This is a genomic window from Sporosarcina sp. NCCP-2331, assembly GCF_023707945.1.
Taxonomy (GTDB): Bacteria; Bacillota; Bacilli; order Bacillales_A; family Planococcaceae; genus Sporosarcina; species Sporosarcina cascadiensis.
Map to the genome: position 1 here is coordinate 138,424 of NZ_BRCD01000002.1, position 20,823 is coordinate 159,246.

Annotated in this window: 20 protein-coding genes; 2 read left to right on the plus strand and 18 right to left on the minus strand. The window is 45.7% G+C overall.

Features of this window, described 5'->3' with window-relative positions:
• Positions 1 to 2 precede the first annotated feature (2 nt).
• From fapR to NCCP2331_RS01885, 4 genes are all read right to left on the minus strand, one after another.
• Positions 3 to 575, minus strand: coding sequence for a transcription factor FapR (gene fapR / locus NCCP2331_RS01870; RefSeq protein WP_251668119.1), 573 nt, complete (start codon positions 573 to 575; stop codon positions 3 to 5).
• Positions 576 to 684: 109 nt separating this feature from the next.
• The gene (gene recG / locus NCCP2331_RS01875) at positions 685 to 2,724 is read right to left on the minus strand and encodes an ATP-dependent DNA helicase RecG (protein WP_251668121.1); all 2,040 of its coding nucleotides are present in this window, start codon (positions 2,722 to 2,724) and stop codon (positions 685 to 687) included.
• 114 nt (positions 2,725 to 2,838) lie between these two features.
• A complete protein-coding gene (locus tag NCCP2331_RS01880) occupies positions 2,839 to 4,494 on the minus strand; it encodes a DAK2 domain-containing protein (protein ID WP_251668123.1) in 1,656 nt (551 codons plus the stop codon).
• An 18-nt stretch (positions 4,495 to 4,512) separates the two neighbouring features.
• A complete protein-coding gene (locus tag NCCP2331_RS01885) occupies positions 4,513 to 4,875 on the minus strand; it encodes an Asp23/Gls24 family envelope stress response protein (RefSeq protein ID WP_153720467.1) in 363 nt (120 codons plus the stop codon).
• 214 nt (positions 4,876 to 5,089) lie between these two features.
• On the opposite strand from NCCP2331_RS01885, the gene rpmB reads away from it, so the two are divergent.
• A complete protein-coding gene (rpmB, locus tag NCCP2331_RS01890) occupies positions 5,090 to 5,278 on the plus strand; it encodes a 50S ribosomal protein L28 (protein WP_009765550.1) in 189 nt (62 codons plus the stop codon).
• Positions 5,279 to 5,314: 36 nt separating this feature from the next.
• Here the strand turns inward: rpmB and spoVM are convergent, their stop codons facing one another.
• From spoVM to gmk, 13 genes are all read right to left on the minus strand, one after another.
• Positions 5,315 to 5,476, minus strand: coding sequence for a stage V sporulation protein SpoVM (gene spoVM / locus NCCP2331_RS01895; RefSeq protein ID WP_153720468.1), 162 nt, complete (start codon positions 5,474 to 5,476; stop codon positions 5,315 to 5,317).
• Between the two features lie 13 nt (positions 5,477 to 5,489).
• The gene (locus NCCP2331_RS01900) at positions 5,490 to 6,143 is read right to left on the minus strand and encodes a thiamine diphosphokinase (protein ID WP_251668125.1); all 654 of its coding nucleotides are present in this window, start codon (positions 6,141 to 6,143) and stop codon (positions 5,490 to 5,492) included.
• Positions 6,140 to 6,808: a ribulose-phosphate 3-epimerase gene (rpe, locus tag NCCP2331_RS01905; RefSeq protein ID WP_251668127.1), complete on the minus strand. Its 669-nt coding sequence runs from the start codon at positions 6,806 to 6,808 to the stop codon at positions 6,140 to 6,142. The genes NCCP2331_RS01900 and rpe overlap by 4 nt, the downstream gene beginning before the upstream one ends.
• Before the next feature lie 2 nt (positions 6,809 to 6,810).
• Positions 6,811 to 7,692: a ribosome small subunit-dependent GTPase A gene (gene rsgA, locus NCCP2331_RS01910; protein WP_153720471.1), complete on the minus strand. Its 882-nt coding sequence runs from the start codon at positions 7,690 to 7,692 to the stop codon at positions 6,811 to 6,813.
• A 12-nt stretch (positions 7,693 to 7,704) separates the two neighbouring features.
• A complete protein-coding gene (pknB, locus tag NCCP2331_RS01915; protein WP_251668128.1) occupies positions 7,705 to 9,681 on the minus strand; it encodes a Stk1 family PASTA domain-containing Ser/Thr kinase in 1,977 nt (658 codons plus the stop codon).
• Positions 9,678 to 10,436, minus strand: a complete 759-nt coding sequence (locus NCCP2331_RS01920; protein WP_194841011.1) for a Stp1/IreP family PP2C-type Ser/Thr phosphatase — start codon at positions 10,434 to 10,436, stop codon at positions 9,678 to 9,680. Before NCCP2331_RS01920 ends, pknB begins: the two co-directional genes overlap by 4 nt.
• Positions 10,437 to 10,459: 23 nt before the next feature.
• Positions 10,460 to 11,806: a 16S rRNA (cytosine(967)-C(5))-methyltransferase RsmB gene (gene rsmB, locus NCCP2331_RS01925; protein ID WP_153720474.1), complete on the minus strand. Its 1,347-nt coding sequence runs from the start codon at positions 11,804 to 11,806 to the stop codon at positions 10,460 to 10,462.
• The gene (gene fmt / locus NCCP2331_RS01930; protein ID WP_153720475.1) at positions 11,803 to 12,741 is read right to left on the minus strand and encodes a methionyl-tRNA formyltransferase; all 939 of its coding nucleotides are present in this window, start codon (positions 12,739 to 12,741) and stop codon (positions 11,803 to 11,805) included. The genes rsmB and fmt overlap by 4 nt, the downstream gene beginning before the upstream one ends.
• Positions 12,738 to 13,223 (minus strand): peptide deformylase, encoded by a 486-nt coding sequence (gene def, locus NCCP2331_RS01935; RefSeq protein ID WP_153720476.1) that lies wholly within the window; start codon positions 13,221 to 13,223, stop codon positions 12,738 to 12,740. The genes fmt and def overlap by 4 nt, the downstream gene beginning before the upstream one ends.
• 274 nt (positions 13,224 to 13,497) lie before the next feature.
• Positions 13,498 to 15,906: a primosomal protein N' gene (priA, locus tag NCCP2331_RS01940; RefSeq protein ID WP_153720477.1), complete on the minus strand. Its 2,409-nt coding sequence runs from the start codon at positions 15,904 to 15,906 to the stop codon at positions 13,498 to 13,500.
• Positions 15,896 to 17,113 (minus strand): bifunctional phosphopantothenoylcysteine decarboxylase/phosphopantothenate--cysteine ligase CoaBC, encoded by a 1,218-nt coding sequence (gene coaBC / locus NCCP2331_RS01945; RefSeq protein WP_153720478.1) that lies wholly within the window; start codon positions 17,111 to 17,113, stop codon positions 15,896 to 15,898. Before coaBC ends, priA begins: the two co-directional genes overlap by 11 nt.
• A gap of 105 nt (positions 17,114 to 17,218) precedes the next feature.
• Positions 17,219 to 17,443, minus strand: coding sequence for a DNA-directed RNA polymerase subunit omega (gene rpoZ / locus NCCP2331_RS01950; RefSeq protein ID WP_153720479.1), 225 nt, complete (start codon positions 17,441 to 17,443; stop codon positions 17,219 to 17,221).
• 3 nt (positions 17,444 to 17,446) lie between these two features.
• On the minus strand, positions 17,447 to 18,064 hold the full coding sequence (gmk, locus tag NCCP2331_RS01955) for a guanylate kinase (RefSeq protein WP_251668129.1): 618 nt from the start codon (positions 18,062 to 18,064) through the stop codon (positions 17,447 to 17,449).
• 121 nt (positions 18,065 to 18,185) lie between these two features.
• Between gmk and NCCP2331_RS01960 the strand changes: the two genes are divergently transcribed.
• On the plus strand, positions 18,186 to 19,874 hold the full coding sequence (locus NCCP2331_RS01960; RefSeq protein ID WP_153720481.1) for an Rqc2 family fibronectin-binding protein: 1,689 nt from the start codon (positions 18,186 to 18,188) through the stop codon (positions 19,872 to 19,874).
• Between the two features lie 179 nt (positions 19,875 to 20,053).
• Here the strand turns inward: NCCP2331_RS01960 and NCCP2331_RS01965 are convergent, their stop codons facing one another.
• A complete protein-coding gene (locus NCCP2331_RS01965; RefSeq protein WP_153720482.1) occupies positions 20,054 to 20,692 on the minus strand; it encodes a FusB/FusC family EF-G-binding protein in 639 nt (212 codons plus the stop codon).
• Positions 20,693 to 20,823: the final 131 nt, after the last annotated feature.

The following is a 20,823-nucleotide window of genomic DNA, read 5'->3' on the forward strand; positions in this document are numbered from 1 at the left end:
AATTACCTGCCTTTCCGTGTCATTCGATACATTTGAAACTCTCCAGAAAAAACGGTTATATTTTCAACTGTAGAGACCACATCGACGACCGTACTTTTATTTTTTAACGTTTCCCGCCTCACCGTTGCCCTGGCAACCACACGGTCACCTGCCCGAACCGGTTTCTCAAAATGCAGAGCAGACCGCACAGTCAGTGCCAGGTCATCATCCAGCACCGCTACAGCCAATGAATTTGCCTGTGCAAATAAATGATGGCCTCTCGCAATGCCATTGCGCTTGAAAACGTGATCAATCGTCACATCAAATATAGACAGCGCTTTATTATCCAGTTCTACATCAATAATTTCTCCGAAGATTTCTTCTGTCTGCAATGATTTCACTGTTTCCTGCATATGCTGCGAAGCGACAGACTTCAGCCGCTCCCTTAATTCAGGGATGCCGCATTCCAGCCGATCCAGCCGGATGGTCTGAACACTCACTGAAAAATGCCGGGCGAGGTCCTCATCCGTCAAAAAAGGATCTCCTGCGAGCAGGCTTTGCAGCAAGCTCTGCCGCTCCTTTTTGGGAACTTTCAATTGCTACACCCCTTCATTTTAGCACTTGGTACTAATACTAAGTATAGTAAGTGACAAAACAGATTGCAAGAGAAGATCTAATTTCTTGCGGACATACGGTGTATGACGGCTAATCAATTCGTTTATCCGTCAAAGCGCCAGACTCTTCCAGCCGCTGCCGAAGCGCCGCGTACTCTGTATTTTGCCAAAAATCGTCAGAATTCAGCAGTCGTTCGGCATCTTGGCGTGCGGTCGCCAGGACTTTAAAATCATGCACCAAATCCGCTACTTTAAATTCAGGCATTCCGCTTTGTTTCCTGCCAAAAATATCTCCGGCGCCGCGAAGCTCCAAGTCTTTTTCAGCGAGTACAAAACCGTCATTGGTCTCTGTCATCGACTGCATCCGCATTTTCCCTTCCTCAGACGAAGGATTGGCAAGCAATACGCAGTACGACTGATCTGATCCCCGTCCGACACGCCCCCTCAGCTGATGGAGCTGCGCCAGACCGAAACGCGTTGCATCATAAATCAGCATGAACGTAGCATTCGGTACATTGACACCGACTTCCACAACGGTCGTAGAGACTAATATATCCAGTTCGCCTTCACTGAAGGAACGCATGACCTGTTCCTTTTCCGCAGAAGGCAGACGTCCGTGCATTAATCCGACACGGTAGCGTCCGGCAAAATAATTACTCAGTTCTGCATGAACTTCCACCGCATTTTGTACATCCAGCTTGTCGGATTCCTCAATCAGCGGGCAGATCACATACGCCTGACGCCCGGCGCGCAGCTCTTTCTCCATTTTCTGCAGCACAGGTACCAGAGATTCTTCTTTCAGCCAATGTGTTTCAATTTCCTTCCGACCCGCAGGCAGTTCATCAAGAATCGACACATCCATCTCTCCGAAAACGGTAATGGCAAGTGTACGCGGAATCGGTGTTGCTGTCATGAACAGGACATCCGGATTCAGCCCTTTATCCCGCAGCACCCGCCGCTGTTCGACGCCAAAACGGTGCTGTTCATCCGTCACGACAAAGCCCAAGCTGCGAAACTGTACTTCCGGCTGAATCAGCGCGTGTGTTCCAATCAGCAAATCAATATCTCCCGCTTCCAGCCGCTCAAGAAGTTCCCTGCGTGCTTTCGTTTTCGTCGATCCCGCTAAAAATGCTACGGTCACTCCGAACGGTTCAAACCAGTCAGCTAATAATTCGGCATGCTGCTCCGCTAAAATTTCTGTCGGCGCCATGAGTGCACCTTGGAAACCGGCCGTAATCGCTGCATATAAGGCAATTGCTGCCACTGCAGTCTTCCCGGAACCTACATCTCCCTGCAGCAGACGGTTCATCCGGAGGGGTGCTTTTAATTCTGCGCATAATTCATTTACTACACGCTTCTGCGCATTCGTTAATTCAAAAGGCAGCGAATCAATAAACTTCTTCAGCAATTCCAAATCGTATTGGATGATGAGTCCCTTCTCCTGCTCTTTGCGCAATTTCTTGACACCTTGAATTTTCAGCTGAAACAGCAGCAGTTCCTCGTACGAAAATCTTCTTCTTGCCTGTTTGACGTCTTGCAGTTTGGTAGGGAAATGAATCATATCCAGCGCTTCACTGAGCGTCGGCAGCCGGTACTCTTCTAATATAGAAACTGGCAATGTTTCAATAATAGAGTCTGCGGCAGCATCGAGCGCATTGCGCATATAACGCCTGAACGTTTTCTGATGCATCACGCCTTTCAAGCTGTAGACAGGCTCAAAATCAATCTGCTCCCCTGTGTGCAGGCGGTTGACTGTAATCGACTGGCGGCCTCTGTCCCATGTGCCCGTCACCGTAATATTCATTCCCGTCGCCAGACGATCCTTCAAATAATGCTGATTGAAAAACACTGCTTTTATCAAATGATGACCGACCAGCAGACGAAGCTGCAGACGGGAGCGGCTCTTCCCCGAATAAAATACAGCAGGTTCCGATTCGACCCGGCCTTCTACTGTGACACGCTCATTATGAGGAGTTTCCATCAGATCCGTCATTCTGAAATCTTCATGCCGATAAGGAAAAGTATAGAGCAGATCCTCAACTGTCAGAATTCCGAGTTTCATAAACTGTTCAGCGGTCGTTTTACCGATTCCTTTCACTGTGTCCACCTTTTGCTGCAAAACATTTCCCATCACGGGCCACCTCCTCTCGCGGTAAGTTAGAAAACGGATGTTCTTCTTTTTAGTTTACCATGAAAAAGCCGGAAAATAAAAACGTTGTCCCTCTAAAAAGGACAACGTAAAATTTTATTCAACTGAAAAAATATATGGATACAATGGCTGTTTGCCTGCGTACAGTTCAACGTCTACATGATCAAACTGCTCTTCAATGTAGGAACCGATCTCCTTTGCATCTTCCGAAGAAACATCTTCACCGTAAATGACTGTAACGATTTCATCCTCTTCATCGATCATTGAAGCGATTAATTTCTTCGTAACCTCTTCCAATGAAGGATTGGAGCTAGTGATTTTCCCTTGGGCAATTCCCATGAAATCATCTTTCCTGATCGTCACACCATCAATGGAAGTATCGCGCACAGCATAGGTGACTTGTCCTGTTTTCACGTAAGATGCAGCCTCCCGCATAGCCAGTGCATTTTTTTCCACTGTCGCTTCAGGATTGAATGCAAGAATTGCTGCCAAGCCTTCAGGCACCGATGTAGTCGGGACAACCGCCGCTTCGATTTCGAGCACTTCAGCGGCCTGTTCAGCCGCCATCACAATGTTTTTATTATTCGGCAGAATCAGTACTTTCTCCGCACCGATTTCCTGAATAGCTTTGACGATATCTTCCGTGGAAGGATTCATCGTCTGACCGCCTTCAATCACAGCAGATGCACCGATGCTCTTTAACAGCTCCGCTATTCCGGAGCCCATTGAAACCGTGACAATAGCATATTTATGCTGTTGTTTCACCACTTTAGGAACGCGGTCACGCTCCATAATATCATTGTGCTGTTCACGCATATTTTCGATCTTCATTTTCGTCAGTGAACCGTATTTTTGGCCGTAAGACAATGCATCTCCCGGCTCTTCTGTGTGAATATGTACTTTAACTACTTCATCATCGGAAATGACGAGCAGAGAATCCCCCATCTCACTTAAATCCTGACGGAAAACTGATTCATCAAACGGCTGCTCCAGCTGTTTACCGGCATCTAATTTCACCATAAACTCCGTGCAGTAGCCGAATTCGATATCTTCCGCATTCATAAATCCCTGCACACTGCGGTGATGTTCCGTATTCACTAAATCTTCCATTGAATGAACGACCGTCTTTTCAGGAAGATCTTCACCTTTCAGGCACGCCAAAAATCCTTCATACACATATACCAGACCTTGTCCGCCGCTGTCGACAACTCCTACTTCTTTCAAGACAGGCAGCAAATCAGGCGTTCTCTTCAATGAAGCCTTGGCCTCTTTAACAACTGTTTCCAGCAGCTGTGTCAGATCTGCCGCTTCCTCAATAGCAGAAACAGCTGCATTGGAAGCGTCCTTCGCTACAGTCAGAATGGTCCCTTCAACCGGCTTCATTACGGCTTTATAGGCAGTATCCACACCATATTTCAGCGCTTCTGCGAACTGCTTTACCGTGACTGCCGCTTCGTTCTCAATCTGCTTGCTGAATCCCCGGAATAACTGGGACAGGATAACACCCGAATTGCCTCTTGCACCCATCAGCAAACCTTTGGAGAATGCCTGGGCAGTGAGCCCGATATGTTCCTGTGCATGTAATTCCGTTTCCTTCGCACCGGAAGTCATGGATAAATTCATATTTGTTCCCGTATCACCGTCCGGAACAGGGAATACATTTAAAGAATCTACGTAATCAGCATTTTGCTGAAGGTGATGCGCACCCATTTCTACCATCTTCGCAAATTGCAATCCATTTAATGAACTCATTAACTAAAAGGCCTCCTTCTACACGTTCGTTACCCGAACTCCCTGAACAAAAATATTAACTGAGCTGACTGAAAGACCCAACGTCTTCTTCACTGTATATTGTACTTTAGACTGTACTTGATAGGATACTTCAGTAATTTTCGTGCCATAGCTCATGATGACATACATATCGATGTGGAATTCATCGCCTTCATTGCGTACGATTACGCCGCGGGCAAAATTTTCTTTCCGGAGAATTTCAGTAAGTCCGTCACGAATTTGGTGTTGTGAAGCCATTCCCACAATTCCGTAACACTCGATTGCAGCCTCTCCGACTACCTGGGCAATTACGTCATTCGTAATATCTATGGTTCCATGTTCATTTTTCAGTTCGATTGACATCCTTTTCTCCTCCCAACACTATTCGACCATCATACGTACATTATACGGGATTTCATCAAGAAAGAAAGTATTCTTGTTGTGAAAAAAACCTGTAAAGGAAAAAAGCTTGAAAGCATCGTAAAAAATTGTTGCAACGTTCCCGACCTTATGATAAAGTACTATGGTATGCGAATTGTAACGTGAATCGCTAAATAATTCACGAGGAGGTACTAAAATGGCTAAACAATGTGTTATCACTGGACGTAAAGCACGTTCTGGAAACACTCGTTCACACGCTCTGAACTCAAGCAAACGCACTTGGGGTGCAAACCTTCAAAAAGTGAGAATCTTAGTAGACGGTAAACCTAAACGTGTTTGGGTATCTGCTAGAGCTTTAAAATCAGGCAAAGTACAACGTGTGTAATTGAGTCTTATATGTAAAAAACACAAGGCGCCTATATCAGGCGCCTTGTGTTTTTTCTTTTTTACGTCTTTTCGACTTGCTGGCTTTACTATTCGCAGCAACAGTTGATTTAGCACGGCCGTCCTTCTGGAACGCGACTGCGCATTTTCTGACGATATTGCTGACGAACTTCGGCAGCGTGAATGTATATACTCGCAAATCCCCACTCCTTTCAGGAATCTGAACTCCTTACCATTAAGCATATGCCGTCACGGAAAGAGATAGTACAAACATCCGCCGCCGTTTCATTACTCGTAAATCGGGTCATGCCCATTTCGAGCCGTTCATTGACCGTCTCATACTTGAAACCAGTGAGCGTCAAGCCTGTCACGACAGGGCCGAACGAGAAAAATGAGGTATAAGGATAACGCTCATCTTTTTTCACCCGGCGTACTCCGGGCAGCATGACTCGTATATCATTCGTCGTATTGTGAATTTTAAACTTCACTTTGCGATGCTCCGACTGCATGCGGTACAGCAAATGCAGCGCTGACTGCAAGTGATCGAGACGTCCGCCCGTGACACCTGTCAATACAATATAATCCGGTTCATACGCCAGCGCCCGCTGCACAGCCAGTTCGGTATCTGTCTCATCTTTTTCTTCATTGGCCTGATGAATAATATCAACAGAAGATTTTATCGCTGCAAACTGCTCTTCAGACACCGAATCAAAATCTCCCACCGCTTCATTCGGCTGAATACCTTTTTCCAATAAATAAAAAGCCCCGCGGTCCACACCGATATAAACCGTATCTTCCTGATCATATTCCGCTAAATCCACTACTTCTTCAATAGGACCCGCCGCGCAAATGATGGCATATTTCATTGAATACTCACACTCTCGCCGGCAGATTTAATCGCCTGCAATGCTTTTGCCCGGTCTTCCTGATTGTAAATTGCAGAGCCCGCAACAAAAATTGTCGCTCCGGCTTCTACACATGGCTTAATCGTTTCTTCATTAATGCCGCCGTCAATCTCAATTTCAATTGACAGGCCGCGTTCTGTAATAATGTCTGACAGCTGCTTCACTTTCGGTATAACAGAATGAATAAATGACTGTCCACCGAATCCAGGATTCACTGTCATAAACAGGACCATTTCCACATCCTCAAGCACGTGCATGATCTGCTCAACAGGTGTGTGTGGATTCAGAACGACACCCGGCTTCGCACCTGCTGATTTGATCAATTGAAGCGTTCTGTGCAGATGACGGCAGGCTTCCACGTGAACTGTAATATAATCCGCGCCTGCTTTTGCGAAGCTTTCGATATAATCGTCCGGATTTTCAATCATCAAATGAACGTCAAGCGGCAGATCCGTCAGCGGACGCAATGCTTCCACTACAATAGGCCCCATCGTAATGTTCGGTACGAAATGACCGTCCATGACGTCAATATGAATCAGTTCAGCACCTGCTTTTTCTACTTCCTTCACTTCTTCTCCAAGCTTTGCAAAGTCTGCTGCTAAAATAGACGGTGCGATTTTTATCATGATCAATACCTCGGCTTTCGGTCTGTAATTTCCTGTAGGAATAATAAATAATTTTTGTAGCGTGAATCAGAGATAACGCCTTCTTCCACCTGCGATTTCACTGCGCAGCCAGGTTCTTTCACATGAATGCACCCTCTGAATTTGCATCTTTCACCGGCTTCGGCAATTTCAAGGAAATAATTCCGCAGCTCTTCCTTTTCAATATGATCAAAATCGAGTGAACTGAAACCCGGTGTATCTGCTACTAAACCACCCGCCACTTCCATCAGTTCCACATGACGTGTCGTGTGTTTTCCGCGCCCGAGAGCATCAGAAATGACCCCGGTTTTTAGATCCAGCTCAGGCAGCAGCGTATTCAGCAGGGTAGACTTCCCTACACCCGACTGCCCCGCGAGAACAGTAGTCTTGTCAGTTAAATAGGGGCGCAGCACTTCCAGCAGCGTATCTTCATTGCCGCGGTTGCGCAGTATAGTGTAGCCGATGTTCTGATAGTATGTTAAATTACTTTCATTAGCTTCCACCGTCCGGTCATCTGCAAGATCTTCTTTTGAGATATAGATAATCGGCTCAAGCTGATGGGATTCAATGACCGTCAGAAAACGGTCCAGCAAACGCAGGCTCATGTCTGGTTCGACGACGGAGAAGACAAGAAGCGCCTGGTCCACATTCGCGATTGGCGGCCTGACCAGCTCGCTTTTTCGCGGGTGAACATCCGTGATCAGCGCATCATTCTCTCCATCCGGAACATATGTGACTGTATCGCCAACCAGCGGGTTAATCTTTTTCAAACGGAACACGCCGCGGCTTTTACATTGAATCAATTCACCCTCGTGTTCTACATAATAAAAACCGCTGATTGCTTTTCGAATCTGACCTTCTGCCATCGAACTCCTCCTTTAATCCAACTCTTTATAATCGAATTTATCTTCTTCTATAACGGTCTGGTCACGCAGAATTTTATAACCTCCGCGCCCCCCCTGCTCCAGCTCAATTGAAATCTTTCGTGTAATATCTTCCGTAATTTCAAATTCTTCCGCAGGATCATTCATCGTACGGTTGCGATCCTGTATATAAATTTGGATTTTCTGAGGCTGCATTTCCGCCTCGCCGTCTCCGTCTTCGTCAAATTCCTGATATTCATAAGGTATCGTAATCGTCTTGACCAGCAGCTTCACCGGTTTACTCGGCGCTCCTTTGGAAAGGACGACATCTACACGGCCGTTTTTATCCATTTTAGTGCCTTTAGAAGGCTTTTGAGAAATCACACGGCCTTTTTCTACACTCTCTGAATGCTCCTCACTGACAATATGAATATTGAATCCGGAGCTCTTTGCGTAGCTTTTCAGTTCTTTTTCAGACATGCCGCGCAGATCATTCAATGACTGAAGTTCCTTCCCTTTACTGACGGTAAAGATCAGTTCAGCCTCATCCGGCACGACTTCTTCGCCGGCCTCGGGTTGCTGGCCGATTATGGTTCCTTCCGGTTCATCATTGTATTCTTCAACAGGATCACCAAACTCGAATCCATAGCTCTCCAACAGTCGCACTGTTGCTTCGTAATTACGGCCTGTATAGTTTTCCAAAGTCATTTTGTCTTTGCCCAGACTGACAAATAATTTCACTCCGTCGCCTTCTTTACGCTTCTTGCCCGCTTCAGGAACCGTCTTAATCACCTGTCCTGCAATAAATTCATCAGAAGTTTCTTCGAATCGTTCGTCAATCACAAAGCCTTCTTTTTCAAGAATTTCTGTAGCCGCCAACTCTTCTTCGCCAACAACTTTAGGGACAATAATCTCTTTTGGTTTCAGCAGCATCGTCAGTAATACCGCGAGCAACGCAATAATCAGCACACTGACACCCAGAATGACCGGCCACTTTTTCTTTTTCTTTTTCTTTTTCTTCTTTTCAGGAACAGCCGGTTCTGGCTCTTTTTTTACCGGTGCGATTTTGACTGTATCTTCGACATTATTAAATTTATTCGGATCCTTTACAATAGGAATCGCTACAGTACGGTCATCATCAAACGGCAGGGTGAACTTTGCTTCATTTGCACGTTCCGAGGAAAGCACAGTCAGCAAGTCATCGTACATATCATCTGCTGTATCATAGCGGTAGTTCGCATCTTTTGCCGTAGCTTTCAAGATGACGTTTTCCACACTTTGCGGAATTTCAGGCATCTGTTCACGAACTGAAGGTGTTTCTTCCTGAAGATGCTTCAACGCTATCGCCACAGCTGTTTCTGCAGAAAATGGCAATTTCCCTGTAAGCAGTTCATAAAAAACGATGCCGAGAGAATAAATATCGGAACGCTTTGTCGCCATCCCCCCTCTTGCCTGTTCAGGAGAAAGATAATGAACCGTACCGATTACCGAGTTGGTTTTCGTGTGAGCAGTGGAATTCAAAGCCATCGCAATACCGAAGTCTGTTATTTTCACGTCATCTTCACCGTTCATCAGCACATTCTGCGGCTTGATGTCCCGGTGCACGATACCATTATGATGCGCATGAGAAATAGCAGATACTAGCTGAAGCATAATGGACACCGCATGTTCAGCAGTCAGCGCGCCGTGCGTATGAATATATTCCTTCAATGTACGGCCAGGTATGTATTCCATCACTAAATAATGGAGTTCGTCTTCTTGACCTACATCAAAAATATTAACGATATGCGGGTGTGTCAGACTGGTTGCCGACAATGCTTCCCGCTGGAATCGTTTTTTCAGTTCTTCTTCATTGGCGAAATCATAGTGCAGGACTTTAATCGCCACATCACGATCCAAGATAATATCATGAGCCAGATAAACCCGTGACATTCCCCCGTCTCCAATGACGCGGATAATTTCATAGCGCTGTCCGATTCGTCTTCCGATCATGTTGGAATCACCTCGTTTTCAGGTATTTCCAATAAAATCACCGTGATATTGTCTTCGCCGCCGCGATTATTAGCCAATTCTACAAAATTATCGGCTTTTTCCGCTAACGGAACATTACGTAATATAATATCCAGCATCAATTCTTTTTCAATTTTATTGCTTAAACCATCTGTACAAAGCAGCAAATAAGATTTCGAAGGCAAGTCGATTGTATATAGATCCGGGACGATCGATTTCTCAGATCCCACCGCTTTCATTATCCAATTACGTTGTGGATGTACTTCCGCTTCCTGCTCAGTAATTTCGCCGCTTTCGAGGAGTACATTGACAAATGAATGATCTTTTGTAATTTGCCGGATCGCTTTGCCGGTCACTTGATAGATCCGGCTGTCGCCTACGTGAAAAACCAGGCATTGATCTCCCAAAACCAATGCCAAATCAAGTGTGGTGCCCATCCCTTTATAGCTTTCATCCTGCTGTGCTTTATTATACAAATATAGATTAACATCCACGACAGAATCATAAAGCAGATCGTACCAATCCTGTTCTGTCTCCACTTCGCCACTTGCAGACATGAATTGCTCTCCAATCATCTGCACGGCAGTGGCACTGGCATAATCTCCTCCTTTATGCCCGCCCATTCCGTCTGCAATGACAGCAAGCACTGCATTGTTTCTTGAATGAACGAACACGGCCGCTTCATCTTCATTTACCGTTCGTTTCAGCCCGGTATCTGAGCGGATTTCATATTTCATCAGCCAATCCCCCATTCCCTATCTTACAGGTCAGTTTTTCTCTGCAAAGCAACTACAAAGAACCCATCGCTTTCATATTGATGCGGTAAGACCTGAACAAACTCACGGTTGCTCTTTTCACCCAGTATATCCAGCGGCACCAATTCAAAATCAGGCTGTTCGTTTAAAAACCATTCCGCGATTTCCTGGTTTTCTGTTTTATCAATCGTACAAGTGCTATAAACTAAACGGCCGCCTTTTTTCACCAATTGGCTGGCGACTTGCAGAAGATCTTTTTGAATGGACGCCAAATTTTCGATGTCTTGAAGTGTCTTTTTGTATTTAATCTCAGGCTTTCTGCGAATAACTCCTAAACCGCTGCAAGGTGCATCAACGAGCACTCTGTCGAAAGACTGCGGCTCATAAGTGGATAACAGCTCTCTGCTGTCGCCGCTGTGTGTCTGAATAGAAGTCAGACCAAGGCGCTTCGCGTTCTGCTCAATCAAACGCAATTTATGCGGATGAAGATCATGCGCCTGCACTTCCCCGTCATCTTTCATACGTTCTGCGATATGAGTAGTTTTCCCGCCGGGGGCTGCGCACATGTCCAGCACTTTCATTCCGGGTTCCGCCTGCAGAGCCAAGGCCGGCAACATAGAGCTCTCATCCTGAACTGTCAGCAAGCCTTGTTTATAGGCTTCGGTGGATGCTAAACTGCCTGATTCCACTTGAATACTGCCTTCCGTTAAATTACCGGGAGATGCAAGAACTCCTTCTTTCTTAAGCAGGCCGATCACTTCTCCTCTGTTGGTCTTGACAGAGTTAATCCGTGCAGTCGTGACAGGCGGCAGATTATTAATGACTGCAATGGCGGTCGCTTCTTCCATTCCATATTGTTCAATCCATCTCTTTATCAGCCACTCCGGGTGACTCGTTTCTATGGATAAACGGGTGACAGGATCTTTTATTTCATCTAATGAAGGAACACCTTCACGCAGTATAGAGCGCAAAATCCCGTTGACCATTGATGAAACGCCTTTGTGGCCGCGCTTGTTGGCGATTTTAACCGCTTCATTGACGACTGCATGTTCAGGTATTTTCGATAAGTAAACGATTTGATAAACAGACAATCGTAATAACTGACGAACCCACGGCTGCAGTTTCCCCCGAATATAAGGAGCCAGATAATAATCCAGCGTCATTTGCTGCTGCAAAGTCCCGTATGTTAATTCCGTCAATAATGCGCGGTCTTTTTGGGGCAGATCATATAATTCAATCGTCTTATGAAGTAATAAATTGCTGAATGCCTGTTCGTTTTCAATATCCATCAAAATCGAAAGAGCAGCATCACGGACATTCCCGCGCCAAATTTTCTTATTATAATGTGTCATTCAAATTTTTCTCCCACTTGCCACTTAGAGCCGATTCCATTAAGGAAAACGGTGGCTGTCATTCGTTTTTTTCCTGCAGGCTGCAGGTCTGTAATCGCAAACGCTCCGTCACCTGTCTGCACGATGATACGGTCTTTTTCCAGGCCTATAATCTCACCTGGTGCTGCTTCGGATATTTGTTCCTCTGTCTGTCCCCACCAAATTTTCACCTGGTCATCCGCGAACTTCGTATAAGCTACCGGCCACGGATGCAGACCTCTTACCTGGTTATATATAGAACGGGCAGAATTTGTCCAGTTGATTCGTTCTTGTTCTCTAGAAATATTTCTCGCAAAGGTCACCTGTGTCTCATCCTGTACTTTCCGTTCATTCGTGCCATTAACTATCGAAGGAAGTGTTTCTTTCAGTAAGATGGTCCCTGCCTCCGACAACTTATCGAACATACTTCCTGTATCGTCGGTCTCTTCAATCGGCAGAGAGACTTGAGAGATGATATCTCCGGCATCCAGCTTTTCAGCCATATACATGATGGTCACGCCGGTTTCCTTTTCACCGTCCATTACGGATTGATGAATCGGCGCACCTCCACGGTATTTCGGCAGAAGCGAGGCGTGGACATTAATACAGCCAAGCTTCGGTGCATCCAGTAGTTCATTGGGAAGCAATTGACCAAATGCCGCTGTTACGATTAATTCTGGCTGGAGATTAATGATTTCCTGCAGTTCAGCTGAACCTTTTAGTTTCTCCGGCTGAATGACCGGCAAACCAAGCCGGACTGCTTCTTCCTTCACAGGAGGCGGAGTGAGCACACGCTTGCGCCCGACAGGACGGTCAGGCTGCGTAACAACCGCTAAGATTTCATAACCTTCTTCGTGAAGCATGGTGAGAACCGGTACGGAAAACTGCGGAGTTCCCATAAAAATGATTTTCGTCATTCGTCATCCTCCTCTTCAAACTCGGAAGGATCTACAATGCGCTGTATTTTCTTATCGAATAGAATTCCGTTCAGATGATCAATTTCATGCAGAATCGCACGTGCTTCGTACCCTTCTGCTTCCAGTTCATACAGTCTGCCGTCACGCTCTTGCGCTTCGATGCGCACATGGAAAGGTCGCTCTACTTCTCCGAATAATCCAGGGAAACTGAGGCAGCCTTCTACTTCTATTTCAGAGCCGCCAGTCGCTGTAACTACCGGGTTGATCATTTCAATAATGTCCTGTTCTTCATCGAAATCTACGATGGCCGCACGAATCGACTTGCCGACTTGCGGAGCTGCAATGCCCACTCCGTCATTCTCAACCATCGTTTCATACATGTCGTCTAATAATGCTCCCAGTTTTTCATCAAATACGGTGACCTCTTCACAAGGTGCCGTCAAAACCGGAGAGGGATGTTTTACAATTTCCAATATAGCCAAAATAATTCCTCATTTCTAAAGTTAAAAATCTTTTTTGCGGTATAGAGAGCAGGCTTGTAGAATGAGACCGTTTCCCTGCGTTCCAGGCGGACGCGTTCCGGAGGGCCCGCGGTAAGCCAACTTGGTCGCAAGCTCCCCAAAGTTGTCTTACCTGTCGGGCTGATCCTCCCGGAGTCGCCGCCTTCCACTTCGGTACACTGGCTGCTTCTTTTAACATTTTTGTGTGATACCAGTGGTGTTCCAATGCAGTTTTTAAGCTGCAGCACTGCTTCAATTAAAATATTGCAGTGGGTTCACGATTTATCGACATGATCAGTCCGTCTTTCACCCAGTTCGTTTTATAATGTTTCAGCAATTCCTGCAAAACGGGGATGAGAGCTGGTTCTTGTTTGTATTTTACCAAACATTGATAACGATATCTATTGTTGAGACGGCTGATTGCAGCAGCTGTCGGTCCGATGATGACGGAGCCTGCAGACAGACGCTCCGCGAGGAAGGCTGTGCCTTTATGCGCATAATCGGCCGCTTTTAATACATCTTCGTGGCTGAACTGTACGACAGTCACATAATAATAGGGCGGATAGCCGAGCTGTCTTCTTCGTTCCATTTCCATATCATAAAACGGCACATAGAGCTGGGACTTTGACAGCTCGATTGCATAATGTTCGGGATCGTATGTCTGAATGACTACTTCACCGGGAAGCTGATCACGCCCCGCTCTGCCGCTTACCTGTGTCAGCAGCTGAAACGTTTTCTCTGCAGCGCGGAAATCGGCCAGATGAAGCGACGTATCTGCCGCCAGCACGCCAACCAGCGTTATTCTTGGGAAATCCAGTCCCTTGGCGATCATCTGCGTGCCGAGCAGGATATCTGCTTTACCTTCTCCAAAATCATGCAAAAGCCGCTCATGCGCGCCTTTCGTTCCCGTTGTATCCACATCCATGCGAATGACGCGAGCTTCCGGCACCAGTTTATACAACTCTTCCTGTGCTTTTTGCGTGCCTGTTCCAAAAAACCGGATATGCTCACTTTCGCATTCCGGACACTCAAGCGGCACTGGCTGTTCATGACCGCAATAATGGCATTTTAAACTTTCGGATGAACGGTGATAGGTTAGGGAAATATCACAATTCGGACATTCCACCACAGTACCGCAGTCTCTGCATAATACGAAGCTCGAAAAGCCCCTTTTATTCAGCAGCAAGACAATCTGTTCCTTGCGCTCCAGCCGCTCTCTGATCGCATCTGCCAAGGCAAGGGAAAACATCGATCGGTTCCCTGCTTTCAGTTCTTCCCGCATATCCACAACTTGTACACTCGGCAACGCCTGCTGTTTGGCACGTTTCGTTAAGGTCAATAAGGTATATACACCCTTTGTTGCCCGGGCATACGATTCTAAAGACGGTGTAGCGCTTCCCAATATGACCGGACACTGATAATAATCCCCCCGCCAAATCGCTACATCACGCGCATGATATCTCGGAGATTCTTCCTGCTTATAAGTAGATTCATGCTCCTCATCTAATATAAGCAGGCCCAAATTAGTAAACGGAGCAAAAACTGCCGAGCGTGCGCCGATAGCCACTTTCACTTCTCCCCGGTGAATCCTCCGCCATTCATCATACTTCTCTCCTGACGATAAACCGCTGTGCAGCACCGCAACGAGCTCGCCAAAGCGCGCTTTGAAACGTGCAGTCATTTGAGGAGTCAATGAAATTTCAGGAACGAGCACAATCGCTTCCTTGCCTTTTTTCAGTACATGATCGATTGCCTGCAAATACACTTCCGTCTTGCCGCTTCCCGTGATTCCATGAAGCAGGAATGTTTCTTGTTTCTCCTGATCACTTGCTTGTTCAATGGCTGTTAGCGATACTTGCTGCTCATCCGTCAGCTGTTCCGGTTTGCCGCTGTCACGCATTTTCGGTGCATCCAGTTCCCTATACACTTCCACTTGCGATTCCTCGACCACTTTTTTATCGAGCAGCGCCTTCAAAACATTTGCCTTCACACCGGTTTTATTCATAATTTCACTTGCTTCCAATGAAGAAGACGGATGCTCTAGCAGCCAATTGATTAATTCTATTTGTTTTTTTGCATTGGCATGCGTATCTGCCAAAGCTGACTGCAAATGGTCTGCATCCGGGATATGTATCATCCGGACTTTTTTTATTTTCGTCTTTTGCTGCACGGCCGTATCGATCTGAACGGCTCCTGCTTCACTGTATTTTTTGGCTTCATTCAGCAAATGAGCATCCTGCAAAGCCTTCAGCGTTACTTGCCGGCGTTTGCCAAGAAATTCAAGGAAATGTTCATCAAGCAATTCAGGTTTGATGACGCGCATAATTTTTTCGTATTTTGCACGCATCGCTGCCGGCAGCATGACTTGCAGCGCATCGATTTCATAGGCAATCGTTTCATCTGCCATCCAGCGGGACAGCTGCAAAAGTTCGGGAGATAGCACAGGCTCTAAGTCTATGATCTCTATGATTGATTTGATTTTGGCAGAATCCAGCTCACTGTCCATTTTGATTCCCGTGACATACCCAACAACTTTACGGGGCCCAAACGGAACCTTTACACGAAGTCCGGGCTCCATCACAGCTTCCCATTCCGCCGGTACCGCATAATCAAAAGGGCGGTCAATCGGATAAGCCGCCACATCGACAATGACTTCAGCGATCATCCAAATTGCCGCCTTCCTGCTGAATAATCGTTTCGAATAAATGAAGTGCCAGTTGCTCTTTCGGCATGGCAGTAAACGGAATAACTCCGCCTTTTCTCGAAAGGAGGGTGACGACATTCGTGTCGCTGCCGAAGCCGCCTTCCGGATCGGTTACATCGTTGACGATAATATAATCTAAATTCTTTGATTCCAGCTTCTTCTGTCCATAAGCGATTACATCATTAGTTTCCGCTGCAAAGCCCACTAACAGCTGATGCTCTTTCCGCTCGCCAAGCGACTTCAGGATATCTGTTGTACGCTCAAGTTCAAGGACATCGTCGCCTTCTTGTTTCTTCATTTTCTGATCGTGAACAGATTTCGGCCGGTAATCTGCCACTGCAGCCGATTTCACTACAATAGAAGCATCCGGAAATTCACCCAGCACCGCTTCATACATATCCGCAGCACTTTCTACGTGAATAATCTTTACTCCTGCAGGAACCGGTAATTCGACCGGTCCGGAAATAAGCACTGTTTCTGCGCCGAGCTTTTGAGCCGCAGCCGCCATTGAATAGCCCATTTTCCCGCTTGAGAAATTCGTAATATAGCGTACTGGATCTATCCGTTCACGCGTAGGACCTGCCGTGATCACTACTTTTTTCCCTTTGAGAGGCAAATTCTGCTTGCCATTGAAATGCTGTTTTACCAGTTCGGTGATGCGTTCCGGTTCTTCCAAGCGTCCTTTACCTACATAACCGCATGCTAAAAAACCTTCAGACGGCTCAATAAAATGATAGCCATCTAAGTGAAGTTGTTCAATATTCCTCACAACTGCAGGGTGCGAGTACATATGAACGTTCATGGCAGGCGCAATCCAGACATCTGCTTCCGTTGCGAGCAAGATGGTTGTCACCATATCGTCTGCAATTCCGTTCGCCAATTTCCCGATCACATTTGCGGTTGCAGGGGCGACGATAATGAGGTCAGCCCAGTCTGCCAGGTCGATATGTGCGATCACACGGGAATCTTTTTCATCGAAAGTATCCGTATAGACATCATTTCTGGACATTACTTGAAACGATAAGGGCTGTACAAATTCCATAGCGGAGTCTGTCATTACCACTTTCACGTCAGCGCCAGCCTGAGACAGTTTGCTGACGAGCGCCACCGCTTTATAGACTGCAATACCGCCCGTCACACAAAGCAGTATATTTTTATTATTCATCACCAGGGTCCCCTTCCCTCTTTCTGAGATCATCTGATAAAATAACAAACTCCCTGAGAACTGTTGAATTCCAAGGGAGTCTTTTTTTATTTAAATCAGGCTCTTAAATCAAATTTCATCCTCATAGATAATCGATGCGTCTGCCTGTTTGTTGATCAAAACGCCGGCTGCTACTTCTTCGAGCGCGCGGCCTACACTTTTATCAGCACGGTATGAGTGAAGCAGTTCGTTTTTCTTTTCCTGCAGTTCGCGTGCGCGTTTAGCTGCCAGTGTAACCAATGTGTATTTAGAATCAACTTTCCCTTTTAGTGAATCAACTGATGGATATAACATAGTTTATTCTCCCTCCAACATTTGTAAGTATCTCTTTTCCACACGCTCTCTGCGGCAATGCTCTGCTGTTACAATCGCATTGACACGGTCGCATGCTTTGGAGACCTCGTCGTTTTCAACTACATAGTCGTACAGATGCATCATTTCAAGTTCATCTCTGGCCTTCAATACCCGGTCGGCAATGATATCCGATGCTTCCGTCCCTCTTCCGATTAAACGGGTTTCTAAGTCACTTAAGCTTGGAGGTGCCAAAAAGATAAACAGGCCGTTCGGCACTTTTTCACGCACCTGCGCAGCACCGACAACTTCAATCTCAAGGAATACGTCGCGCCCTGCGTCCAGTGTTTCATTGACGTAATCAATGGGCGTGCCGTAATAGTTTCCTACATACTCAGCGTATTCAAGAAGTTTTCCATCCTGGATCATTTGCTCAAATACTTCGCGTGACCGGAAGAAATAGTCCACGCCGTCCACTTCGCCTTCACGCGGATTTCTGGTCGTCATCGATATGGAATATTCATAGTTGGTCTCCGGGCTTGAGAACAGTTCTTTACGGACGGTTCCTTTTCCTACGCCGGACGGACCAGAAAGGACGATTAGGAGTCCTCGATGTTTGTACATGCAATCCCTCTTTGTTATGTATTAATTCGCACGGCTTGACCGCGTGCAATCTGTTCATATTATACCATAATCAACCGATGAGTGCTAAAATGGAACAAAACGAAATGAAAGAGGAATCCATATGGCATTTGATGGTTTATTTACGAAAGCAATAGTTAGCGAACTGCAGCAGCTGAAGACTGGCCGGATTTCTAAAATTCACCAGCCGAATTCACAGGAAATTATTTTTCAAATACGGGCAAATAATAAAAATCATAAATTACTCGTTTCTCTGCATCCTTCTTATTCAAGGATTCAATTGACGAATGAAGTGCTGACCAACCCTGCTGAGCCTCCGTTATTTTGTATGGTGCTCAGAAAGCAGCTGGAAGGCGGAATGATTACATCAATCGAGCAGTATGAAACCGACCGCATCATTCATTTGAATGTGCAGGCACGAAATGAACTGGGCGATCAGATTGAGCGAAAGCTTGTTATTGAAATCATGGGCCGCCACAGTAATTTAATTTTGCTGGATGCGTCACGTGATTTGATCATCGACAGTATGAAGCATCTGCCGCCATCCGTGAACAGTTACCGTACAATTTTACCGGGACAGCCTTTTATTCCCGCACCGCCGCAGGATAAACTGGACCCTTTCTGCGTTTCTGAAGAGCAGTTCATGGCGGTCCTGCCGAGTCTCAATGAACCGAGAGATGCAGTTCAGCAATTTGCGGGATTCTCCCCTTTGACGGCCGCAGAGCTTCTATATCGTCTACAGCAGAATGACGCCGTTCCTTTTATTGTTTGGAAATCTTTCCTTAACAGCTTCAATATTGAATCAATGAAGCCTTGTGTTGTAGAAAATGGGGGAAAGACACTATTTTCCGCTGTAGAATTAACGCACATAGAAGGAATTCCCCAAACATTTGAAACGCTCGGAGACCTGCTTGACAAAGTCTATTTTGCAAGAGCAGAGCGGGAACGGGTAAAATCACAGGCCATCGATTTAGAACGCTGGCTTTCAAATGAAATCACAAAGCTTGAAAACAAATCAAAAAAACTGCAAAAAGAAGAGCAGACTGCACAGAATCTGGATACTTTAAAGCTTTATGGCGAGCTGCTTACTGCCAACAGCTACATGCTGAATAAAGGCGATAAAGAAGTGACAGTGGAAAATTATTATGAGCAGGGTACGACTGTGACAATTCCGCTTGATCCAAGAAAATCGCCGATTGATAATGCACAAAAATATTTCTCACGCTACTCAAAAGCAAAAACAGCACTCATCCGGATTGCAGAGCAGCTGGAGAAAACTAAAGAAGATATCGAGTATTTCGAAATGGTGCGGCAGCAGGTATACCAAGCTTCCCCAATTGACATAGAAGAAATACGTGAAGAATTGGTCGAACTTGGATTTATGCGTGCCAGAAGAAGTAAAAAGAAAGCAAAACCGAAAAAACCTGCACCGGAAGCATTCGTTTCATCAACCGGTGTTCCGATTTCGGTAGGGAAAAATAATAAACAGAATGATTATTTGACGTTCAAGCTGGCTGCGCGGGATCATGTCTGGCTGCATACGAAAGATATTCCGGGTTCTCACGTAGTGATTCATGACGCTGAACCAGATGCCCAGACAATCGAAGAAGCTGCAGGGTTGTCCGCTTACTTCAGTAAAGCCCGTGAGTCTTCCTCCGTGCCGGTCGATTACACGGAAATCAAGCATGTGAAGAAACCTTCCGGCGCAAAACCGGGATTTGTTATTTATTTCGAACAAAAGACGCTATTTGTCACGCCAAATGAGGATTTGGTCCGTGCACTGCGAAAGTGAGTCATAAAAGAAAGTAGGCAAAAAATAAGGGTGCTTTGGCGAGTCCGTGATGACACGAATCGGCAAAACACCCTTCAACAGCCAGGAAAAACTTGTTCCATTGTTTCGATGACCATGAAATCAACCGATCCCGCGGAGTAGCTCACCTGAAACAAAGTTTTCCTTTTCCCACAATCATTCTATTTTATGTTCTCGACAAATTCATATACTTTATCCAAAGAAAGCAAATGGTGATTACAGTCTTCCGAATCTCGACAGATGTAATTCCCTTTCTTTGTATAGTTTCCAGCGATATCACCTTTTGTTTTTGTTATAAACATACAAACAGGAGTCAGCCGGTTACATATTGCACAAATCTGCTTTGTCTTCGTTTCTTCGTACGTGCCCGTTAACCCGATCATGCCCTTCCGAGCCGGCACGACAATATATCTTCTTTTCGTTCCAAAATCATCGTAACTCAAAAAGGACATTCTATTATAGTTCAGTCTTTCTTTCGGCAGCTTCATTTTTTTCACTTTTGGAAAAAGTTTTTGCAATTTCTGCTCCGAAAGTTCCTTGAACGGAATGATGTATGCTTCTATTTCTACTAGATATTGTTCGGCTGTTTCCTTATCTGCAACTTTTACTATACGGTTGAGAATGTTCCTTTGTATAGGCGTTAACCCTGTAAACAAATCTTCTGTTTTCTCAATTGCCAGTGATTCCATTGCGTTAATGACATGTTGATCATTCACTGTCGCATGACCACTCACCAGTTGTAATACCTGCCGTTTTATAAAATTGAACTGATCGTTTCTTATAAATTGTTCACTCTTCATTTCTGTCAGCTCCTCTGTTTTACTGATGCTAAACAAAGTGCAAAGCCTTCGAATCAGAGATGGAGAAACTACATTATAAGCGATTAAATAACCATTCGCCCCATGCAAAGTATCGCCTTTTGATCATCCGG